Origin of the sequence: Methylobacterium sp. 1973, from assembly GCF_040545035.1 — a bacterium.
Taxonomy (GTDB): Bacteria; Pseudomonadota; Alphaproteobacteria; order Rhizobiales; family Beijerinckiaceae; genus Methylobacterium; species Methylobacterium fujisawaense.
Map to the genome: position 1 here is coordinate 619,432 of NZ_JBEPLA010000002.1, position 19,228 is coordinate 638,659.

General features: G+C 70.4%; 19 protein-coding genes and 1 tRNA gene. 5 read left to right on the plus strand and 15 right to left on the minus strand.

Annotation, left to right across the window (positions count from 1 at the left end; all coding sequences use genetic code 11):
- Positions 1-54: 54 nt before the first annotated feature.
- From nuoK to ABIC70_RS06985, 11 genes are all read right to left on the minus strand, one after another.
- A complete protein-coding gene (gene nuoK / locus ABIC70_RS06935; RefSeq protein WP_043351891.1) occupies positions 55-360 on the minus strand; it encodes an NADH-quinone oxidoreductase subunit NuoK in 306 nt (101 codons plus the stop codon).
- Between the two features lie 22 nt (positions 361-382).
- Entirely contained in the window at positions 383-1,003 is a 621-nt protein-coding gene (locus tag ABIC70_RS06940; RefSeq protein ID WP_043354219.1) for an NADH-quinone oxidoreductase subunit J, read from the minus strand.
- Between the two features lie 219 nt (positions 1,004-1,222).
- Positions 1,223-1,711, minus strand: a complete 489-nt coding sequence (gene nuoI / locus ABIC70_RS06945) for an NADH-quinone oxidoreductase subunit NuoI (RefSeq protein WP_043354217.1) — start codon at positions 1,709-1,711, stop codon at positions 1,223-1,225.
- 28 nt (positions 1,712-1,739) lie between these two features.
- A complete protein-coding gene (nuoH, locus tag ABIC70_RS06950) occupies positions 1,740-2,762 on the minus strand; it encodes an NADH-quinone oxidoreductase subunit NuoH (RefSeq protein ID WP_043354215.1) in 1,023 nt (340 codons plus the stop codon).
- A 10-nt stretch (positions 2,763-2,772) separates the two neighbouring features.
- Positions 2,773-4,854, minus strand: a complete 2,082-nt coding sequence (nuoG, locus tag ABIC70_RS06955; protein ID WP_043757255.1) for an NADH-quinone oxidoreductase subunit NuoG — start codon at positions 4,852-4,854, stop codon at positions 2,773-2,775.
- A gap of 192 nt (positions 4,855-5,046) precedes the next feature.
- The gene (gene nuoF / locus ABIC70_RS06960) at positions 5,047-6,348 is read right to left on the minus strand and encodes an NADH-quinone oxidoreductase subunit NuoF (RefSeq protein WP_043353978.1); all 1,302 of its coding nucleotides are present in this window, start codon (positions 6,346-6,348) and stop codon (positions 5,047-5,049) included.
- A 9-nt stretch (positions 6,349-6,357) separates the two neighbouring features.
- Positions 6,358-7,719, minus strand: coding sequence for an NADH-quinone oxidoreductase subunit NuoE (gene nuoE / locus ABIC70_RS06965; RefSeq protein ID WP_043757258.1), 1,362 nt, complete (start codon positions 7,717-7,719; stop codon positions 6,358-6,360).
- A gap of 9 nt (positions 7,720-7,728) precedes the next feature.
- Positions 7,729-8,919 (minus strand): NADH-quinone oxidoreductase subunit D, encoded by a 1,191-nt coding sequence (locus ABIC70_RS06970; RefSeq protein ID WP_043353981.1) that lies wholly within the window; start codon positions 8,917-8,919, stop codon positions 7,729-7,731.
- 16 nt (positions 8,920-8,935) lie between these two features.
- Complete coding sequence (locus ABIC70_RS06975; protein ID WP_043381896.1) at positions 8,936-9,583, minus strand: NADH-quinone oxidoreductase subunit C; 648 nt, start codon at positions 9,581-9,583, stop codon at positions 8,936-8,938.
- A gap of 9 nt (positions 9,584-9,592) precedes the next feature.
- The gene (locus ABIC70_RS06980) at positions 9,593-10,192 is read right to left on the minus strand and encodes a NuoB/complex I 20 kDa subunit family protein (protein WP_043353985.1); all 600 of its coding nucleotides are present in this window, start codon (positions 10,190-10,192) and stop codon (positions 9,593-9,595) included.
- A gap of 42 nt (positions 10,193-10,234) precedes the next feature.
- A complete protein-coding gene (locus ABIC70_RS06985; protein WP_007560754.1) occupies positions 10,235-10,600 on the minus strand; it encodes an NADH-quinone oxidoreductase subunit A in 366 nt (121 codons plus the stop codon).
- A gap of 363 nt (positions 10,601-10,963) precedes the next feature.
- On the opposite strand from ABIC70_RS06985, the gene ABIC70_RS06990 reads away from it, so the two are divergent.
- Positions 10,964-11,040, plus strand: a tRNA-Asp gene (locus tag ABIC70_RS06990).
- 97 nt (positions 11,041-11,137) lie between these two features.
- Here ABIC70_RS06990 and ABIC70_RS06995 read toward each other — a convergent pair.
- Positions 11,138-12,049: an EamA family transporter gene (locus tag ABIC70_RS06995; protein WP_354439246.1), complete on the minus strand. Its 912-nt coding sequence runs from the start codon at positions 12,047-12,049 to the stop codon at positions 11,138-11,140.
- 29 nt (positions 12,050-12,078) lie between these two features.
- On the minus strand, positions 12,079-12,366 hold the full coding sequence (locus ABIC70_RS07000) for a DUF1127 domain-containing protein (RefSeq protein ID WP_342030099.1): 288 nt from the start codon (positions 12,364-12,366) through the stop codon (positions 12,079-12,081).
- A 126-nt stretch (positions 12,367-12,492) separates the two neighbouring features.
- On the opposite strand from ABIC70_RS07000, the gene ABIC70_RS07005 reads away from it, so the two are divergent.
- Positions 12,493-13,884, plus strand: a complete 1,392-nt coding sequence (locus tag ABIC70_RS07005) for an aminotransferase-like domain-containing protein (protein ID WP_043381887.1) — start codon at positions 12,493-12,495, stop codon at positions 13,882-13,884.
- A 10-nt stretch (positions 13,885-13,894) separates the two neighbouring features.
- Here ABIC70_RS07005 and ABIC70_RS07010 read toward each other — a convergent pair whose 3' ends face one another.
- Together ABIC70_RS07010 and ABIC70_RS07015 are read right to left on the minus strand one after the other, a co-directional pair.
- On the minus strand, positions 13,895-15,220 hold the full coding sequence (locus ABIC70_RS07010; protein ID WP_354439247.1) for a sensor histidine kinase: 1,326 nt from the start codon (positions 15,218-15,220) through the stop codon (positions 13,895-13,897).
- Positions 15,220-15,885, minus strand: a complete 666-nt coding sequence (locus ABIC70_RS07015) for a response regulator transcription factor (RefSeq protein ID WP_043381882.1) — start codon at positions 15,883-15,885, stop codon at positions 15,220-15,222. The genes ABIC70_RS07010 and ABIC70_RS07015 overlap by 1 nt, the downstream gene beginning before the upstream one ends.
- Before the next feature lie 344 nt (positions 15,886-16,229).
- Here ABIC70_RS07015 and ABIC70_RS07020 point away from each other — a divergent pair, with 344 nt between their 5' ends.
- The 3 genes from ABIC70_RS07020 (at position 16,230) to ABIC70_RS07030 (ending at position 19,149) form a co-directional block, all read left to right on the plus strand.
- On the plus strand, positions 16,230-16,916 hold the full coding sequence (locus tag ABIC70_RS07020; protein ID WP_043356205.1) for a DNA-binding protein: 687 nt from the start codon (positions 16,230-16,232) through the stop codon (positions 16,914-16,916).
- Between the two features lie 24 nt (positions 16,917-16,940).
- Complete coding sequence (locus tag ABIC70_RS07025) at positions 16,941-17,318, plus strand: hypothetical protein (RefSeq protein ID WP_274927345.1); 378 nt, start codon at positions 16,941-16,943, stop codon at positions 17,316-17,318.
- Between the two features lie 79 nt (positions 17,319-17,397).
- Positions 17,398-19,149, plus strand: coding sequence for an ABC transporter ATP-binding protein (locus ABIC70_RS07030; RefSeq protein ID WP_053608508.1), 1,752 nt, complete (start codon positions 17,398-17,400; stop codon positions 19,147-19,149).
- The last annotated feature ends 79 nt before the right edge of the window (positions 19,150-19,228 follow it).

Consider the following 19,228-nt stretch of genomic DNA (forward strand, 5'->3'; position numbering starts at 1 on the left):
GACCGCGGGGCGGCGGCGTCCGGATGTCACTCGGGGCGCGCGAAGAAGAAGGCCCTAGCCCTTCATCATGCTGACGTCTTCCACCGCGATCGACCCGCGGTTGCGGAAGAACACCACGAGGATGGCGAGGCCGATCGCCGATTCGGCGGCCGCCACGGTCAGCACGAACAGGGCGAAGACCTGTCCGGTGATGTCGTTGAGCTGCGTCGAGAAGGCGACGAGGTTGATGTTGACCGAGAGCAGGATCAGCTCGATCGACATCAGGATGACGATGATGTTCTTGCGGTTGATGAAGATGCCGAGCACGCCGAGCGTGAACAGGATCGCCGCGACGGTGAGGTAGTGGCTCAGGCCGATCATCGTTCGAAACCTCCGGCGGACATCAGACCTCGACACCCTGGCGCGACGGGACCTTGCGGGTCTCCACCGCCATGGCCTGGGTGCGGGCGTTCTGGACCGCGATGTCCTGGCGCTTCACGCCCGGCCGGTCGCGGAGCGTCAGCACGATGGCGCCGATCATCGCCACCAGCAGGATCAGGCCGGCGAGCTGAAAGAAGTAGGCGTAGTCGGTGTACAGCACCCGGCCGAGCGCCTGGGCGTTGGTGAGGTTCTCGGCCGACGCGACGTTGCCGAGGGGCGCCTGGACGAGGCCCGGATCGATGCTCCAGGAGCCCACCACCAGCAACAGCTCCACGAGGAAGATCGCCCCGATCAGGCCGCCGATCGGCAGGTATTGCTGGAAGCCCTGGCGCAGCTCGGCGAAATCGACGTCGAGCATCATCACCACGAACAGGAACAGCACCGCCACCGCGCCCACGTAGACGACCACGAGGATCATCGCGAGGAACTCGGCGCCCATCAGGACGAACAGCCCGGCGGCGTTCACGAAGGCGAGGATCAGGAACAGCACCGAGGCTACGGGATTGCGCGAGGCGATCACCATGAAGCCCGACGCGACCGTGACGCTCGCGAACAGGTAGAAGAAGGCGGCTGCTGCGGTCATGCGCTGATCGGGATCGGCCGCCGGAGCGGCCCCTTCTGCCGTGCGTTGAAACGGTCCGCAGCGGGCGGCCCGTCTATAGAACCCGGTCGGCGGGGGCACAACAGCGCCTCCGTCATGTCTCGCGCATCGTCATGGACAACGGGACCGGGACGATGCGCCATCCCCTTGCAACGCGCCGCCTTCTTCCGAAAGCAGGTGGCCGCCTTTCGGGACGATGCGTCAGCGATACGGTGCGTCCATCGCGATGTTGCGGGCGATCTCGCGTTCCCAACGGTCACCGTTCAGCAGGAGCTTCTGCTTGTCGTAGAGCAGTTCCTCACGGGTCTCGACCGAGAACTCGAAATTCGGCCCCTCGACGATCGCATCCACCGGGCAGGCCTCCTGGCACATGCCGCAATAGATGCACTTCACCATGTCGATGTCGTAGCGCGTCGTGCGGCGGGTGCCGTCATTCCGGCGGGGGCCCGCCTCGATGGTGATGGCCTGCGCCGGGCAGATCGCCTCGCAGAGCTTGCAGGCGATGCAGCGCTCCTCGCCGTTGGGATAGCGGCGCAGGGCATGCTCACCCCGGAAGCGCGGGCCGCGATGGCCCATCTCGAAGGGGTAGTTGATCGTGGCCTTCGGCTTGAAGAAGTAGCGCATGCCGAGGACCATCCCCGACACGAACTCTTTCAGCAGAAGGCTCTTGGCGACCTGATCGAGCTTCATGCCCGGATCTCCGATTCGACGGGTGGGCTCAGGCGCCCGGCGCGAGGCCGGTCAGCTTGAGCACGAAGGCGACGACGACAACCGAGACCAGCGAGATCGGCAGGAAGACCTTCCAGCCGAGGCGCATGAGCTGATCGTAGCGGTAGCGGGGGACGATGGATTTCACCATCGCGAACAGAAAGAACAGGAAGCTCGCCTTCAGGACGAACCAGATCACCCCGGGAACCCAGGTGAAGGGCGCGAAGGGGATCGGCGAGAGCCAGCCGCCCAGGAACAGGATGGTTCCGAGCGCGCACATGCTCATGATGGCGACGTACTCGCCCAGCATGAACAGGAGGTACGGGGTCGAGGAATACTCGACCATGTAGCCGGCCACGAGTTCCGATTCGGCCTCCGGCAGGTCGAAGGGCGGGCGGTTCGTCTCGGCGAGCGCCGAGATGAAGAACACCACGAACATCGGGAACAGCCACAGCCAGTACCAGCCGAAGATCCCGAGGCTCGTGTCCTGCGCCATCACGATGCGGGAGAGGTTGAGCGAGCCGGCGCAGAGCAGCACGCAGATGATCACGAAGCCGAGGGAGACCTCGTAGGAGATCATCTGCGCCGCCGAGCGGAGCGCCCCGAGGAAGGCGTATTTCGAGTTCGACGCCCAGCCGCCCATGATGACGCCGTAGACCCCGAGCGACGAGATCGCGAAGATGTAGGTGATGCCGACATTGATGTCGGCGATCGCCCAGCCGTCGGCGAGCGGAATTACCGCCCAGCTCGACAGGGCGAGCATCGCGAAGACCAGCGGCGCCAGCAGGTAGATCGCCTTGTTGGCCCCGGCCGGGATCACCGGCTCCTTGAGCACGAACTTGATCAGGTCGGCGAAGGACTGGAACAGGCCGAAGGGTCCGACCACGTTCGGCCCGCGCCGAAGCTGCACCGCCGCCCAGATCTTCCGGTCGGCGAGCAGCGCATAGGCGATGAAGACGAGGAGCGCCGAGAGCAGCACGAAGCTCTTCAGCACGATCAGGAGCACGGTCCCGAGGATTTCGAGCGACGTCATCGGTGGGCTCCTACTCGGCCGCCGCGAGGGGCTGTGCCTCTGCGGCGCGCTCCCGGGCAAGGCGCGAGCACTCGGCGAGGATCCGCGAGGCGCGGGCGATCGGGTTGGTGAGGTAGAAGTCGGTCACGGGCGAAGCGAAGGCCGGCCCGCCGGTCGCGCTGCCGAGACGGATCAGCTTCTCCGCCGCCTCCACGACGTCGCCCGGCTCCACGGCGCCGATCGCCGCGAAATGCGGGTGGGCGGCATAGAGCGCTTGGCGGAGCGCGGTGAGCGAATCGAAGGGCAGGCGCTTGCCGAGGACGTCCGACAGGGCGCGCAGGATCGCCCAGTCCTCGCGGGCGTCGCCCGGCGGGAACGCGGCGCGGTTGCCCATCTGGACCCGGCCTTCCGTGTTCACCCAGGTCGCCGACTTCTCGCTGTAGGCGGCCCCCGGCAGGATCACGTCGGCGCGGGAGGCGCCGCGGTCGCCATGGCTGCCCTGGTAGATCACGAAGGCGCCCGGGGCGACGTCGCGCTCGTCGGCGCCGAGGTTGAACAGGACGTCCAGCGCGCCCGGCTCCAGCATCTGCGCGAAGGTCAGGCCGCCCTCCCCCGGCACGAAGCCGAGATCGAGCGCGCCGACGCGGGCCGCGGCCGTGTGCAGCACGCCGAAGCCGTTCCACTCGGCCGAGATCGCGCCGATCGACTTCGCCAGCGACGCCGCCGCGGCCAGGACGCCCGGCTCGGCATGGGCGCCGACGAGGACGAGCGGCGCCTTGGCTTCCTTGAGGACGTCGAGGAAGCTGTGCTCGCCGCGGGCGAGCGCCGCCAACGAGTCGGGGCTGGCGCCGATATAATGGCTCGGATAGGTCAGATCGACCGGCTCCCCGATCACGCCCACCGCCAGCGGCGCCATGCGCCAGCGCTTGCGGATGCGGACATTGAGCAGCGAGGCCTCGGTGCGCGGGTTGGCGCCGACGATCAGGATCGCGTCCGCCGCCTCGATGCCCGGAATGGTCGGGTTGAAGATGTAGGAGGCGCGGCCGAGCGCCGGGTCGAGCCCGGCATCGGTCTGGCGGCAATCGAGGTTCGGCGTGCCGAGGCTCTTGATCAGCTCGCGGAGCGCGAACATCTCCTCGACGCCCGCGAGATCGCCGACCACGGCGCCGATGCGCTTCGGATCCGCGCCCTTCACCTTGGCGGCGATGGCCTGGAACGCCTCACCCCAGGAGGCGGGCCGCAGCCGGCCGTTCTCGCGCAGGTACGGCCGGTCGAGGCGCTGCATCCGCAGCCCGTCGATGTGGTAGCGGGTCTTGTCGGAGATCCACTCCTCGTTGATCTCCTCGCTGATCCGCGGCTCGATCTGCATGACCTCGCGGCCGCGGGTGTCGATGCGGATCGCCGAGCCGACCGCGTCCATCACGTCGACCGACTCGGTCTTGTTCAGCTCCCACGGCCGGACGTTGTAGCTCTGCGGCCGGTGCACGAGCGCGCCGACCGGGCAGAGATCGGCGACGTTGCCCTGAAGCTCCGAGGCCATCGACTGCTCGAGGTAGCTCGTGATCTCCATGTCCTCGCCGCGGCCGATGGCGCCGAGGTCGGGCACGCCCGCCACCTCGGCGAGGAAGCGCACGCAGCGGGTGCAGTGGATGCAGCGGTTCATCGCGGTCCGCACCAGCGGGCCGATATGCTTCTCCTCGACCGCCCGCTTGTTCTCCGTGTAGCGGGTCGAATCGACCCCGTAGGCCATGGCCTGGTCCTGCAGGTCGCAATGGCCGCCCTGGTCGCAGATCGGGCAGTCGAGGGGGTGGTTGATGAGGAGGAACTCCATCACCCCCTCGCGGGCCTTCTTGGTCCCCTGCGAGCGGGTCAGCACCTCCGGCGGCTCGCCGTTCGGGCCGGGGCGGCAATCCTTCACCGCGTAGGCGCAGGAGGCCACGGGCTTGGGCGCGCCCTTCAGCTCGACGAGGCACATGCGGCAATTGCCGGCGATCGACAGGCGCTCGTGGAAGCAGAAGCGCGGGATCTCGGCCCCCGCGGCCTCGCAGGCCTGGAGCAGCGTGTAATCGGCGGGGACGTCAACCTCGGTGCCGTCGACGAGGATTTTTGTCATCGGATCGTCTCGTAAACTGGCCCAAACGCACGAGGCCGGATCCCACCCGCACCCTCATCCTGAGGTGCGAGGCGCAGCCGAGCCTCGAAGGAGATGTCCAGCCCGCCTCGCGATCTCGGGAGGCCTCCCGCGAGGCCCGCCGACGCGGGCATCTCAGGCTGAGGCTGTGGGTTGGACACCGGCATAGCGCCTTTACTCCGCAGCCATCGGCACAGGCTCGCTGTGCGGGTTCGCGGTGTAGCGGTCGATGCGCTTCTCGATCTCGGGGCGGAAGTGCCGGATCAGGCCCTGGATCGGCCAGGCCGCCGCGTCGCCCAGCGCGCAGATCGTGTGACCCTCGATCTGCTTGGTCACCTCGAACAGCATGTCGATCTCGCGCTTCTGGGCGCGGCCCTCGGTCATGCGCTGCATCACCCGCCACATCCAGCCCGTGCCCTCCCGGCACGGCGTGCACTGGCCGCAGGATTCGTGCTTGTAGAAGTACGAGATCCGGGTGATCGCCGCGACGATGTCGGTGGACTTGTCGAGCACGATCACCGCTGCCGTGCCCAGGCCGGAGCCGAGGTTGCGCAGGGTGTCGAAATCCATCTTCGCGTCGATGATTTGTTCCGCGGGAACAAGGGGGACTGAGGAACCGCCCGGGATGGAACACAAAAGATTGTCCCAGCCGCCGCGCATGCCGCCGCAATGACGGTCGATCAGCTCCCGGAAGGTGATGCCCAGCTCCTCCTCGACGTTGCACGGCTTGTTGACGTGCCCGGAGACGCAGAAGAGCTTGGTGCCGGTGTTGTTCTTGCCGCCCAGGCCCGCGAACCACGCGCCGCCCCGGCGCAGGATCGTGCCGGCGACCGCGATCGACTCGACGTTGTTCACCGTCGTGGGGCAGCCGTAGAGGCCCATATTGGCCGGGAACGGCGGCTTCAGCCGCGGCATCCCCTTCTTGCCCTCCAGGCTCTCGATGAGCGCGGTCTCCTCGCCGCAGATATAGGCGCCGGCGCCGTGGTGGACGTAGATGTCGAACGGGTAGTCGTGCACGTTCGACTGGCCGACGAGGCGGGCCGCGTAGGCCTCGTCCACGGCCTTCTGGAGGGCGTGCTTCTCGGCGACGTACTCGCCGCGGATGTAGACGTAGCAGGCATGCGCGTTCATCGCGAAGCAGGCCAGCATGCAGCCCTCGATCAGGAGATGCGGGTCGTGCCGCATGATCTCCCGGTCCTTGCAGGTGCCCGGCTCCGACTCGTCGGCGTTGACCACGAGGTAGTGCGGGCGCCCGTCGGACTTCTTGGGCATGAACGACCATTTGAGGCCGGTGGGGAAGCCCGCGCCGCCGCGGCCGCGCAGGCCCGAGGCCTTCATCTCCTCGATGATCCAGTCGCGGCCCTGTTCCAGCAGGAACTTGGTCCCGTCCCAGGCGCCACGCTTCTTGGCGGCGTCCAGGCCCGGCGAGTGGAGCCCGTAGAGGTTGGTGAAGATGCGATCCTGATCCGACAGCATGTCAGGTCCTCACTGAGCCGGCGCCGACAGGGCCTTGGCCTGCCCCACCCAGTTCTCCCGGTCGATGCGACCCGGGAACGCGAGGTAGGTGCCGACCCAGGTGATCTCGTCGCGGGACCACGCGGCGATCTGGTCGAAATGGTAGATGCCGAGCCCGTTCAGGCGCTGGCTGTTGCCCGGGCCGACGCCCGTGATGCGCGTCAGATCGTCCGGCTTCCCGGCGCGGGCGGCGTCGAGGCCCGGCGGGCGCTTGCCCACGGCGTCGGCCTTCTGCTCCGGGCTCGCATCCTTCGGCAGGGCCGCGAGGGCGCCGGCGATGCGGGCTTCCTCGGCCTCGGCCGCGACTTCGCCCGCGCTGGCGCCCGACGCTTCCGGCTGCTGCGGGACGGCGTCGCGCGCCGGCACGTCCTGATGGCCCTGGTCGCCGGCGGCGGGCTCGCCCTCGGCGACACGCTTGGCCGGCGAATCGAGCACGTCCGCGTCGCCCGGCCGGGCGGAGCCGTGCTTCGCGGTGGACCGGCCGCGCTCGGCCGCGTCGGCGCGATCCTCCGCCTTGACCGGCGTCTCGCCGTTGGCGGCGCGCTGGGCCGGCGCGTCGGAGGCCGGACGCTCGATCGGCCGGCCGGCATCGGGCCGCGCCGGCTTCGGGTTCTCGGCTGCCTGCTGCGTTCCGGAGGCCGCCTCGCCGGTCTGGGCGGCCGGCGTCTCGACCTTTCCGGCCTCCTCGAAGCGCTTGCGCCACGCGCCGACGCGCGAGCCGTCGAACAGGGTCGGGTCGGTGAGCGTGTTCACGGCGCCCTGGGGCTCGGACGAGACGCGCCCGGTCTGCGAGCCGACCTTCACGGGCCGTCCGGCGGCGAGGTCGTCCATCAGCTGGCCGAGGGATTCGGGCGTCAGGTCCTCGTAGTAGTCCTGGTTGATCTGCACCATCGGCGCGTTGCAGCAGGCGCCCAGGCACTCGACCTCGAGCCACGAAAAGGTGCCGTCCGCCGAGACGTGGCCGGGGGGGCCGAGCCGGGCCTGCAGCATCTCCTTGAGACCCCGCGCGCCGCAGGAATCGCACGGCACCGTGCCGCAGACCTGGATCCAGAAGCGACCCACGGGCTCGAGAGCGAACATCGTGTAGAAGGTGGCCACCTCCAGCACGCGGATGTTCGGCATGCCGAGCTCGGCCGCCACCGCCTCGATGGCCGCCCGCGGCAGCCAGCCGCCGTTCTGCTCCTGCGCCCGCCACAGGAGCGAGATCACCGCGGAGGCCTGACGGCCTTCCGGGTACTTGGCGATCTGGGTCTTGGCCCACTCGGCGTTCTCGGGGGAGAACGCGAAGCTCTCGGGCTGCTCCGAGGCGGGGGCGAGTCTGCGGTTTGCCATCGCTCTAACTTACCGATCCACTTCGCCGAACACGATGTCGAGCGTGCCGAGCACGCAGGACACGTCGGCCAGCAGGTGCCCGCGGCACATCCAGTCCATCGCCTGAAGATGCGCGAAGCCCGGCGCGCGGATCTTGCAGCGATACGGCTTGTTGGTTCCATCCGACACGAGATAGACGCCGAACTCGCCCTTCGGCGCTTCCACGGCGGCGTAGACCTCGCCCTCGGGCACGTGGAAGCCCTCGGTGTAGAGCTTGAAGTGGTGGATGAGCGCCTCCATCGAGCGCTTCATCTCCCGACGCGGCGGCGGGGCGAACTTGCCGTCGACCGAGGCGATCGGCCCCTGGCCGGCGGGCTCGCGCAGCTTGGCGACGCATTGCTTCATGATGCGCACGGACTGGCGCATCTCCTCCATGCGGATCACCTGGCGATCGTAGGTGTCGCCGTTCTTTCCGACGGGGATGTCGAACTCCATCTCCTCGTAGCACTCGTAGGGCTGCGCCTTGCGCAGGTCCCAGGGAATCCCTGAGCCGCGCACCATCACGCCCGAGAAGCCCCACTCCATCGCCTCGTCCACCGACACGATGCCGATATCGACGTTGCGCTGCTTGAAGATGCGGTTGGCCATGACGAGGTCGTCGAGATCCTGGACGACCTGCAGGAACGGGTCGCAGAACGCGTCGATGTCGTCGATCAGCTTCGGCGGCAGGTCCTGGTGGACGCCGCCGGGCCGGAAGTAGTTGGCGTGGAGCCGGGCGCCGGAGGCCCGCTCGTAGAAGATCATCAGCTTCTCGCGCTCCTCGAAGCCCCAGAGCGGGGGCGTGAGGGCGCCGACATCCATCGCCTGCGTGGTGACGTTGAGGAGGTGCGACAGCAGGCGGCCGATCTCGCAGAACAGCACGCGGATCAGCTGCGCGCGGCGCGGCACCTCGATCCCAGCGAGCCTCTCGATCGCCAGGCAGAAGGCGTGCTCCTGGTTCATCGGCGACACGTAGTCGAGCCGGTCGAAATAGGGCGTCGCCTGCAGGTAGGTCTTGTACTCGATGAGCTTCTCGGTGCCCCGGTGGAGCAGCCCGATATGCGGATCAACGCGTTCGACCACCTCGCCGTCGAGTTCCAGCACGAGGCGCAGCACGCCGTGCGCCGCCGGATGCTGCGGGCCGAAGTTGATCGCGAAGTTGCGGATGTTGTGTTCGGTCACGGGCGGTCTCCGCGGCTCATGCCGACGTCTTCTCGTCGCCCGGCAGCACGTAGTCGGTGCCTTCCCACGGGGACAAGAAGTCGAAGTTCCGGAATTCCTGCGTCAGCTGGACCGGCTCGTAGACCACCCGCGCCTGGTCCTGGTCGTAACGGACCTCGACGAAGCCGGTCAGCGGGAAGTCCTTGCGCAGGGGATGCCCCTCGAAGCCGTAATCGGTGAGCAGGCGGCGCAGGTCGGGATGGCCCGAGAACAGGATCCCGTAGAGGTCGTAGGTCTCGCGCTCGTACCAGTTGGCGGCGGGGAACACCTCGATCACCGACGGGACGGGGGTCACCTCGTCGGTCTGCACCTTCACCCGGATGCGCAGGTTATGGCGCAGGGAGAGCAGGTGATAGACCACGTCGAAGCGCTTCTCGCGCTGCGGGTAGTCCACGCCGCAAATGTCGATGAAGTTGCGGAAGGCGCAGGCCGGATCATCGCGCAGGTAGGTCAGCGCGTAGACGATGTCGGAGGCCTGGACCACCAGCGTCAGCTCGCCGAACGCGATGGTGTGGGACACCACCGCGGGCCCGAGGGCGCCGGTGACCCGCTCGGCCAAGGCCGCGACGGCATCGGCGCCGTAGGCCGGCTGGGTATGGGGCAGGATCGAGATGCCGTTCGTCATGGCCGCTCCTCAGCGCTCGATCGTGCCGGTCCGGCGGATCTTCTTCTGCAGCAGCAGCACGCCGTAGAGCAGCGCCTCGGCGGTGGGCGGGCAGCCGGGCACGTAGATGTCCACCGGCACCACCCGGTCGCAGCCGCGCACCACCGAATAGGAATAGTGGTAGTAGCCGCCGCCGTTGGCGCAGGAACCCATGGAGATGACGTAGCGGGGCTCCGGCATCTGGTCGTAGACCTTACGCAGCGCCGGGGCCATCTTGTTGGTCAGCGTGCCGGCGACGATCATCACGTCGGACTGGCGGGGCGAGCCGCGGGGCGCGAAGCCGAACCGCTCGCAATCGTAGCGCGGCATCGACATCTGCATCATCTCGACCGCGCAGCAGGCGAGGCCGAAGGTCATCCACATCAGCGAGCCGGTGCGGGCCCAGTTGATCAGCTCGTCCGTGGTGGTCAGCAGGAAGCCCCGATCGGCCAACTCGTCGCTGATCGACAGGAAGGTCGGATCGTCCGCGCCGATCGGACGGCCGGTGTTGGGATCGATGATCCCCTTCGGCTGGGGCGCGATCGCGGGGGCGCGGGACAGGGCGCGGTTCGTGTCGGTGATCAGGGCCATCGGCGACTCAGGAATGCAATGCGGGCGGCGAGCGGCGGGGCATCAATCCCATTCGAGGGCGCCCTTGCGCCACTCGTAGACGAAGCCGACGGTCAACACGCCCAGGAAGACGATCATCGACCAGAAGCCGAACCAGCCCAGATCCCCGAAGGTGATCGCCCAGGGGAAGAGGAACGCGACCTCGAGGTCGAAGATGATGAACAGGATGGCGACAAGGTAGAAGCGCACGTCGAACTTCATGCGGGCGTCGTCGAACGCGTTGAAGCCGCACTCGTAGGCCGAAAGCTTCTCGGGATCGGGGCTCTTGAAGGCGACCAGGAAGGGGACGACCAGCAGCGCGGTGGCGATGAACAGCGCCACGCCGATGAACACGATGAGCGGCAGGTAATCCGCCAACAATCCGGTCATGCCAGGGCCTCGCGAGAGGAGTGAAACCGCGGTGCGACGCCGACCCGGATCCGCCCGTGGAATTGTTCTTATGCCAGGATGCGCGCGGCCGGAGGCTTAGTCGAGCCGCCGGCCCGTGACAATGGCTTGTCGCGTCGCACAAAGCGCGCTGTCAGCCGTCTTGTCAGTCATGTCCAAGATGGGCTTGCGCGGCGCTGGCGCAACACGGCGGAAGCGCGCAGGCCCCGAGTCGGGGTGCCTCGCCGCGTTCCTGGGGCGACGCGCATGCGAATCCGCGCCGGATGCGCTTGACAGGGCCCGAAGCGCCCCATAAACCCCGCCCCGTCGCCGGGCAAAACGCCCCCTCCGAAGCGACCACGCCGTGCGGGCGTAGCTCAGTTGGTTAGAGTGCCGGCCTGTCACGCCGGAGGTCGCGGGTTCGAGCCCCGTCGCCCGCGCCACGTCCCTTCTTCAACATTTGTCGGTCCGATCTCGCAAGAGCGACGACGCTTGCCATGAGCGGCAAGTCTGCGCGGCGCGTGCGGCGCGACTTTGACGTCAGGGCTGCGGAGCATCCGCCGCGGGGCCGAGGGCGTTCCGCCCCGAGGACCGGACGGCGGACCGGCCGCCCCTGAGACTCAACGCGATCCCGACCAGGATGAGGCTGCCACCGACCAGGATGTCGGCGCTCAGCGGCTCGCCCAGGACGAGATGTGTGCTCAGGATGCCGGCCACCGGCACCAGCAGGGCGAAGGGCGTCACGGCGGCCGCCGGGTAGCGGGTCAGGAGCCCGTTCCAGAGACCGAAGGCGAGGAGCGTCGTCGGGTAGGCCTGGAACGCGACCGATCCGACCGCCGCCCAATTCGGATGTGCCAGCGCCGCCAGGGCGCCCGGTCCCTCGATGATCAGCGACAGGATCAGCAGCGGCGGCGTGGTGGCGAGGCTGCCCCAGACCATCAGCGCCAGCATGTCGACCCGGCCGATCCGCTTCACGATGACGTTCGCGCAGGCCCAGGACAGGGCCGCGCCGACGACCAGGAGCAATGGGCCCGGCGGGGCGCCCCCGCTCCGCTCGAGCGCCACCGCGGCGACGCCGAGGAGCGCGATCCCGCCCCCCACCACCTGAAGGCCGCGCGGGCGCTCTTTCTGCACCGCCCAGGCGAGCGCCACGGTGAGCGGCACTTGGACCTGGATCAGCAGCGACGACAGCCCGGCCGGCATCCCGAAGCGGATGGCGGTCATGAGCAGCCCGAACTGGCCGACCCCGAGGGCGAGCCCGAATCCGGCCACCAGAGCCATGGGGGCCCGGGGCGGCCGGATCACCAGCGCCGCCGGCAGGGCCGCGAAGCCGAAGCGCAGGGCACACAGCATCAGCGGCGGCACCGTCTCGAGGCCGGCCTTGATGGCCACGAAGGCCAGCCCGAGGATCGTGACCACCAGGATTGCGGCGAGCCCGTCGCGCAGCGTCATGGGCGGATCCTACGCCGCACGCGGCCGCGTCACCACCGCCGCGCCGCCCCCCGTGCCTGGCGGCGCTCGTCGCGGCGGCCGATCAGCCGATGGATCGCGTCGCCGGTGCCCGGAACGCAGGCATCCGCCACGTCCTGGCGCGTCAACCCGATATCCTTCAGCTCCCGGTCCGACAGGGTCGACAGGCGGTGGAGCACGCGGCGGTTCATGGCCGCCCGCGACAGGCCGGCGCGGATCTCGGCGGCGAGGGCGAGGACGGTTCCGGCCATCCGGGCGAGCCGCCCGGTCCGGGCCTCGAGGGTGGCGGTTTCGGTCATGCATGGGTTCATGGATCCCCTCCTCCATCGTTCCGGGGCGGGGCGATCCTGGCGCCGCGGGGCTGGCGGCGACAGGAACACTTCGGTACGGTTACGAAGAATTGTCCGGACGAAAGAGCAGTACGGATGGCGGTCGCAGTCAGAAGTCCCGGGACGCGCGTCGAGGCCGTGGTCGGCGAGATCCGGGAACGGATCGCGGCGCGGCGGCTGGTTCCGGGCGTGCGGATCCCGTCGGTGCGGGCCTTTGCGGAGACGATGGGCGTCTCGAAATCCACGGTCGTGGAAGCCTACGAGCGCCTCGCCGCCGAGGGCGCCGTGGTGGCGCGGCCGGGCTCTGGCTTCTACGTCGCCGGCAAGACGCGGCCGCTCTCGCTCCAGGCGATGGGGCCGCGGCTCGACCGGATCGTCGACCCGCTCTGGATTACCCGGCAGGCGCAGCAGGCCGGCTCGGATCAGCTGAAGCCCGGGGCCGGCTGGTTGCCCGATTCCTGGATGCCCCACGAGGCGATCCGCCGGGGCTTGCGCCGGGTGGCCCGGGCCGACCTCGCCGAGATGACCAATTACGACCGGCCCCTGGGCTACGCGCCCCTGCGCCACCAGATCGCCCGCAAGATCGGCGAGAAGGGCGTCGGCGCCGAGCCGGACCAGATCGTGCTGGTCGAATCGGCCACGCAGGCGCTGGACCTCGTCTGCCGCTTCCTGCTCCAGCCCGGCGACACCGTGCTGGTGGACGATCCCTGCTATTTCAACTTCCTGGCGCTGCTGCGCGCACAGCGCGTCGCGGTGGTCGGCGTGCCGATCACGCCGGAGGGGCCGGACCTGCGGGCGCTCGCGACGCTGCTGGAGCAGCACCGGCCGCGCTTCTACCTGACCAACGCCGCCCTCCAGAACCCGACGGGGGCGAGCCTCGCGCCCACCGTGGCGCACCGCCTGCTGAAGCTGTGCGAGGCCCACGACACGCTGATCGTGGAGGACGAGATCTTCGGCGACCTCGAACCCGAGGCGGCTCCGCGGCTCGCGGGCTTCGACGGGCTGGAGCGGGTGATCCAGATCGGCAGCTTCTCCAAGACCCTGTCGGCGGCGGCGCGCTGCGGCTGGATCGCGCTCCGGGCCGACTGGGTCGAGCCGCTGGTCGACCTCAAGCTGGCTCTCAGCCTCGGCAACGGACACATCACGGCCGCGCTGGTGCATGCGCTCATCACCGAGGGCGCCTACCGGCGGCACCTCGCCGAGACCCGCCGCCGGCTCGCCGGCGCGATGGTGCAGGCCGCCGCGGAGCTGCGCGCCTGCGGCCTGGAGACCTGGGCGCAGCCCCGGGGCGGCTTCTTCCTGTGGATGCGCCTGCCGGACGGGCGCGACGGGGCCGATGTCGCCCGCCGGGCGCTCGCCCGCGGCATGGTGCTGGCGCCGGGAACCTCGTTCAGCCTGTCGGATGCCTGGAACGGCTACATGCGCTTCAACGTCGCCCATTGCGCCGATCCGCGGATCCGCCCGATCCTGCGGGAGGCGCTGGGCTGAGCGTTCCCGGTCAGGCCGGGAGAACCAGGTCCGCCCGCAGGCCGCCGAGTTCGGACCGTCCGAGGTTCAGGCCGCCGCCGTAGAGTTCGGCGAGTTCCAGGGTGATCGGCAGCCCGAAGCCGTGGCCCGGCACGCCCTCGTCGAGACGGCGGCCCCGCGCCATGACGGCGGAGGCCGCCGCCGGGTCGAGGCCGGGCCCGTCATCCTCCACCGATAGGGACACACCGCCGTCGCGCGCCGTCGCGGAGACCCGCACGCGGCTCCGGCACCAGCGGCAGGCATTGTCCACGAGATTGCCGAGCATCTCGTCGAGATCCTGGCCCTCGCAGGGGACCGACAGGGCCTCTGGGACGTCGAGGTCGATCGCCACGCCCTTCTCGGCATAGATGCGGGTGAGCGCAGCCCGCAGGTCCGAGAGCCGGGGCGCCAGGGCCGTGCGGCCCCGGGCCGATCCCGCCAGGGCCGCGGCCCGGGCGCGCCGGAGGTGGTGCCGCACCCGCCGGTCCATGTCGTCCACCTGCCGGCGCAGGGCCCCGTCCGGGTCGCGGGCAGGCTCCGCGAGCGCCATCGACAGGGTGGCGAGCGGCGTCTTGAGGGCGTGGGCGAGGTTGGCGACGTGGCCGCGGGCGCGTTCGAGGTTCTGCGCGTTCTGATCGAGGAGGGCGTTGAGTTCCGCCACCACCGGCGCGATCTCGGCGGGCTGGTCCGCCGGCACGCGCTCGCGCCGCCCCGCCCGGACCGACGCGAGGTCCGCGCGCAGGCGCGTCAGCGGCGCGAGGCCGAGGCGTACCTGGACCGCCAGACCGGCGAGCAGGCAAAGGCCGAGGATGCCCAGCGCCACCGCGAGGCTGGTCAGTGCCTCGCGCAGCGGCCCGCGCAGTTCTCCCTCCGGCGCCGCCGCCACGATCGTCGCGGGCTCGGGCCCTGGCACGACCAGGACCCGGGCGATGAGGGGCTCGCCGTGCGGCCCCGTGCCGGATGCCGGATGCGGCCGGCCCGGATCGTCGTCCGGACCGGGGTCGGACAGGCGGATGTCGCCGCCCCGCAGGGAGCCGGAGCGAATCGTCTCTGGGCCCCGGCGCACCTCCCAGGCCCAGCCGGGGCCGGGCCGGTCGAAGGGTGGTGCGTCGAGCGTCTGCGGGAGGATCCCGGCCTCGAGCCCCGCGCGCAGGGCCACGATCTGCGCGTCGAGGCGGCCGTCGAGCTGCCCGCGCACGAACCGGTGCAGGATGACCCCGATGGCGAGGCCCGCCACCACCAGGGCGGCCAGCACCAGCACCAGGGCCGCGGTCAGCAGGCGTGTGCGGAGCGAGCGCCGCTGCGTCGCCTCCGCCATCAGGCGGGCTCCGCGTGCAGGCGGTAGCCGTGGCCGCGCACGCTCTCGATCCGGGCCGGCGCGATCTTCCGGCGCAGCCGCGTGATGATCACCTCGACGGAGTTCGAGTCCACGTCCGCGTCGCCCTCGTAGACCCGCTCGATCAGGTGCAGGCGCGGCACCACGGTCTCGCGGTTCAGCATCAGGCAGGAGAGGACCCGCCATTCCAGGCCGGTGAGCTTGAGCGGCAGGCCCTCGTGCTCGAAGGCGCCGAGCCCCGGATCGAAGCTCAGGGGGCCGCAAGTGATCCGGCTCGCCCCGCCGCCCTGGGACCGGCGGACGAGGGCGCGCAGGCGGATCACCAGCTCCTCCACCCGGACCGGCTTGACGAGGTAATCGTCCGCCCCCGCCTTGAAGGCCGCGACCTTGTCGCTCCAGCCGTCCCGGGCGGTGAGCACCAGCACCGGCAGGGTCCGCCCGGCCCCGCGCCAGGCCCGCAGCACCGAGACGCCGTCGCCCTTCGGCAGGCCGAGATCGAGCACGACGGCATCGTAGCCCTCGGTCTCGCCGAGATGCTGGGCGTCCTCGCCGGTGGCGGCGTGGTCGAGCACGAAATTCTCGGCGCGCAGGACCTTGGCGACCTCCGCCGCGAGGGCCGCGTCGTCCTCCACCAGCAGGATCTTCACGCGTCTGATCTCCCCGTCTGGCCACCGATGGCCGGTTTCGACCGCCGCCGGAGCGATGCGCCGGGCATCCGGCTGATTTCACCCGCGGCCGCGAACCCTGCCGCCGCCAGGACTTAGGGCCGTTGTCTCACCTGGGCCGCCGGGACGGCCACGCGGGCGCCGAGCTGCCGGCCCGCATCAGCGCCCGCTGCCAAGCCTTTGAACGCGCACGGGTTCCACACGAGGCGCTCTAGGGCGGCGCGTTTAACCGGGCCTGAACCGCGCGGTTCAGACCGGATTGCCGGCGGCGCCTTACGAAGGGGCATCGGATCGAGCGGATCCGGACCCTTTCAGAGGATGAGATTATGAGCGACGACAAGACCATCGACGGGACCGCGCGGGAGATCCGCGAGCCCGAAGCCGCCGCGCCGGCGTCGAAGGCGATCCCGCGACGGACCTGGGTGGTCGGCGCGGTGGCGCTGCCGCTGGCGCTCGGTGCCGTCGGCCTGTCCCTGGCGCAGGGAACGCCGTTCCAGCCGACGCCGGTCGCGCCGGTGGCGATCCAGGCCCTGGCCCCCTCGGGCGCGACGGCCATCAAGGGCGAGGTCGCGGAGATCTTCGGCAACAAGTTCGTGGTGCAGGACGGGACCGGGCGCGCGCTCGTGGAGACGGGTCGCGAGGGCGAGGACGGCGGCCTCGTCGCCAAGGGCGAGACCGTGACGGTGCAGGGCCGTTTCGAGACCGGCTTCCTGCATGCCCGGATCCTGACCCACGGGGACGGGCGCACGCTGCTGCTCGGGCCGGCGGGCGGTCCGCCGACGGGGAGCCTGGACTGGGCCAAGGACCGGCTCGGTCTCGGGCCGAAGCTCGACACCGCCGCCCTGACCGCATCGGTCCAGGCGGCGGGCTACAGCGACGTGCGGGTCACGGGCCGCGGTCCGCGTCATCTGGAGGTGGCCGCCAAGGACCGGGACGGGCGCGAGCAGCAGCTCCATGTCGGCTTCGACGGTCAGGTGCGCAAGCGGCCGGCGCCGGGCCTCCCGCCGCTGTGAGGTCCGCCGCGGCGGGCGGGACGCATGCAACCCTTCCTCTCCTGCCGCGTCCTCCTGTCTCTCGACCGGCAGGAGGTGCGCGCCATGGAACCGATGAAGCCGATGGAACCGATGAAGCCTATGGAACCCATGAAGCCCATGGAACCGATGAAGGGCATGGAGCCCTGGTGGCCGAAGGATCTCGGCGAGCCCGCGACCAGCGGCGCGCAGAACGGGATGAAATATGCCTTCTTCCCCGACAAGCGCCGCCTGCTGATCGACCGCGACGGGCAGGTCTCGACCTACGACAGCGGCGACCACCGGATCGGCGGCGTCGCGCAGGCGGACGGGACCGCCAAGACCCTGACCTTCACCAGCCAGGACGGCGACGTGGATCTCGGCTCCCTCAAGAAGCTCGGCTGAGCCCCGGCGTGGACAGGCCGGGACGGCGCGCTTAAGCCCGGCCGACCATGCGAGCCGTCCCGCTGACACCCGCGACGCCATGCGCGCGCTGATCGACCTCGTCCGGGCCATGCGGGCCGCCGACCGGCGGCGCCTCGCCCTGATCGCCCTCGGGCTCGCGGTGGCGGCGCTGCTGGAGGTCGTGGGCGTCGCCGCGGTGATCCCGTTCCTGACGCTGGTCGGGGATCCGTCGGCGGCGACCCGGGTCCCCTATCTGGCCCAGGCCCGGAGCGTCCTCGGCCTGACCGACGAGCGCAGCTTCCTGCTGGTCACCGGCGGCGCGGCGCTTACGGCGATCCTCGTCACCGCGCTGGTGAATGCCGGGCTGACCTACGCGCAGCTCCGGTTCACCCATCTGGCCGGCTACGGCTTCAGCCGGCGGCTGCTGTTCCGCTACCTCGACCGGGAGCGGCTGTTCTTCGCGAAAGCCAACAGCGCCGAGCTTGCCAAGAACGTGCTGTCGGAGACCGACCGGCTGGTGATCGGCGCGCTGACGCCCGCCACGGTGCTCGCCTCGCGGGCGAGTTCGGCACTCGCGGTGATCGCCTTCCTGCTGGCCTACGCGCCGCAGCTCGCGCTGATCCTCGGGGGCGGCTTCGGCGGACTCTATGTCGGGATCTACCTCGTGATGCGCGCCCGGCTCGCCCGGCTGGGCAGCCGCACCGTCGCCGACAACGAGGCCCGCTTCCGGATCGTGCAGGAGACCTTCGGGGCGCTCACCGAGCTGAAGCTCTACGGGCGCGCGGAGGCGTTCGCCTCTCGGTTCGACGCCCCGGCCCGGGCCTACGCCCTCGCCACCGCGGCGAGCCAGCTCACCGGCCAGATGCCGCGCTTCGTCATCGAGGCCCTGGCTTTCGGCGGGGTGATCGTGGTGGTGCTGTTCGCGCTCGCCCAGGGTCTCGACGTCGCCGGGATCCTGCCGCTCCTCGGCCTGTTCGCCTTTGCGGGCTACCGCATGCTGCCGGCCTTCCAGAACATCTTCACCTCGGTGGCGCTGATGCGCTTCACCCTGCCGGCGGTGCGGGTCATCGTCGACGAACTCGCCGACGAGCGGGAGCCCCTGCCCCGCACCGCGGACAGGCTGCCCTTCGCCCGGGCGATCCGGCTCGAGGGTCTCGGCTTCGATTACGGTACCGGGCGTCCGGCCCTCGCCGGGATCGACCTGACGATCCCGGTCAACACCACGGTCGGCCTCGCCGGGCGGACCGGCTCGGGCAAGTCGACGCTCGCCGGACTGATCCTAGGCGTCCTGAGCCCGACCGCCGGGCGGATCACCGTGGACGGCCGCCCCCTCGATGCCGGGACCCTGCCCGCTTGGCAGAACCGGATCGGCTACGTCCCGCAGGAGGTGTTCCTGGTGGACGGCACCGTGGCGGAGAACATCGCCCTGGGCCTCGACGCGCCGGACCTCGCCGCCGTCGAGCGGGCGGCGCGGCTCGCCGGCGCCCACGACTTCGTCGCCGCCCTGCCCCACGGCTACGCGGAGCGGGTCGGCGAGCGCGGGGCCCGGCTGTCCGGCGGCCAGCGCCAGCGCATCGGCATCGCCCGGGCGCTCTACCACGACCCGGACGTCATCGTGTTCGACGAGGCGACCTCCGCCCTCGACGACGAGACGCAGTCGGCCGTGATGCGGGCACTCCGCGCCCTGTCGGGCCGGCGGACGCTGATCCTGATCGCCCACCGGCTGTCGACCCTGGAGGGCGCCGACGCGGTCCACGTGCTGGAGGCGGGCCGGATCGTCGCCTCCGGGCCGCCCGAGGCGGTCCTGCCGGGGCTCGGCACGGCGGCGTGAGCCGCCCCTTGCTGGCCCCTTGCTGGCCCCTTGCGTCCGGCCCCGCCTCCGTTACCTCGGCTCTCCGAGGCAGATCGGG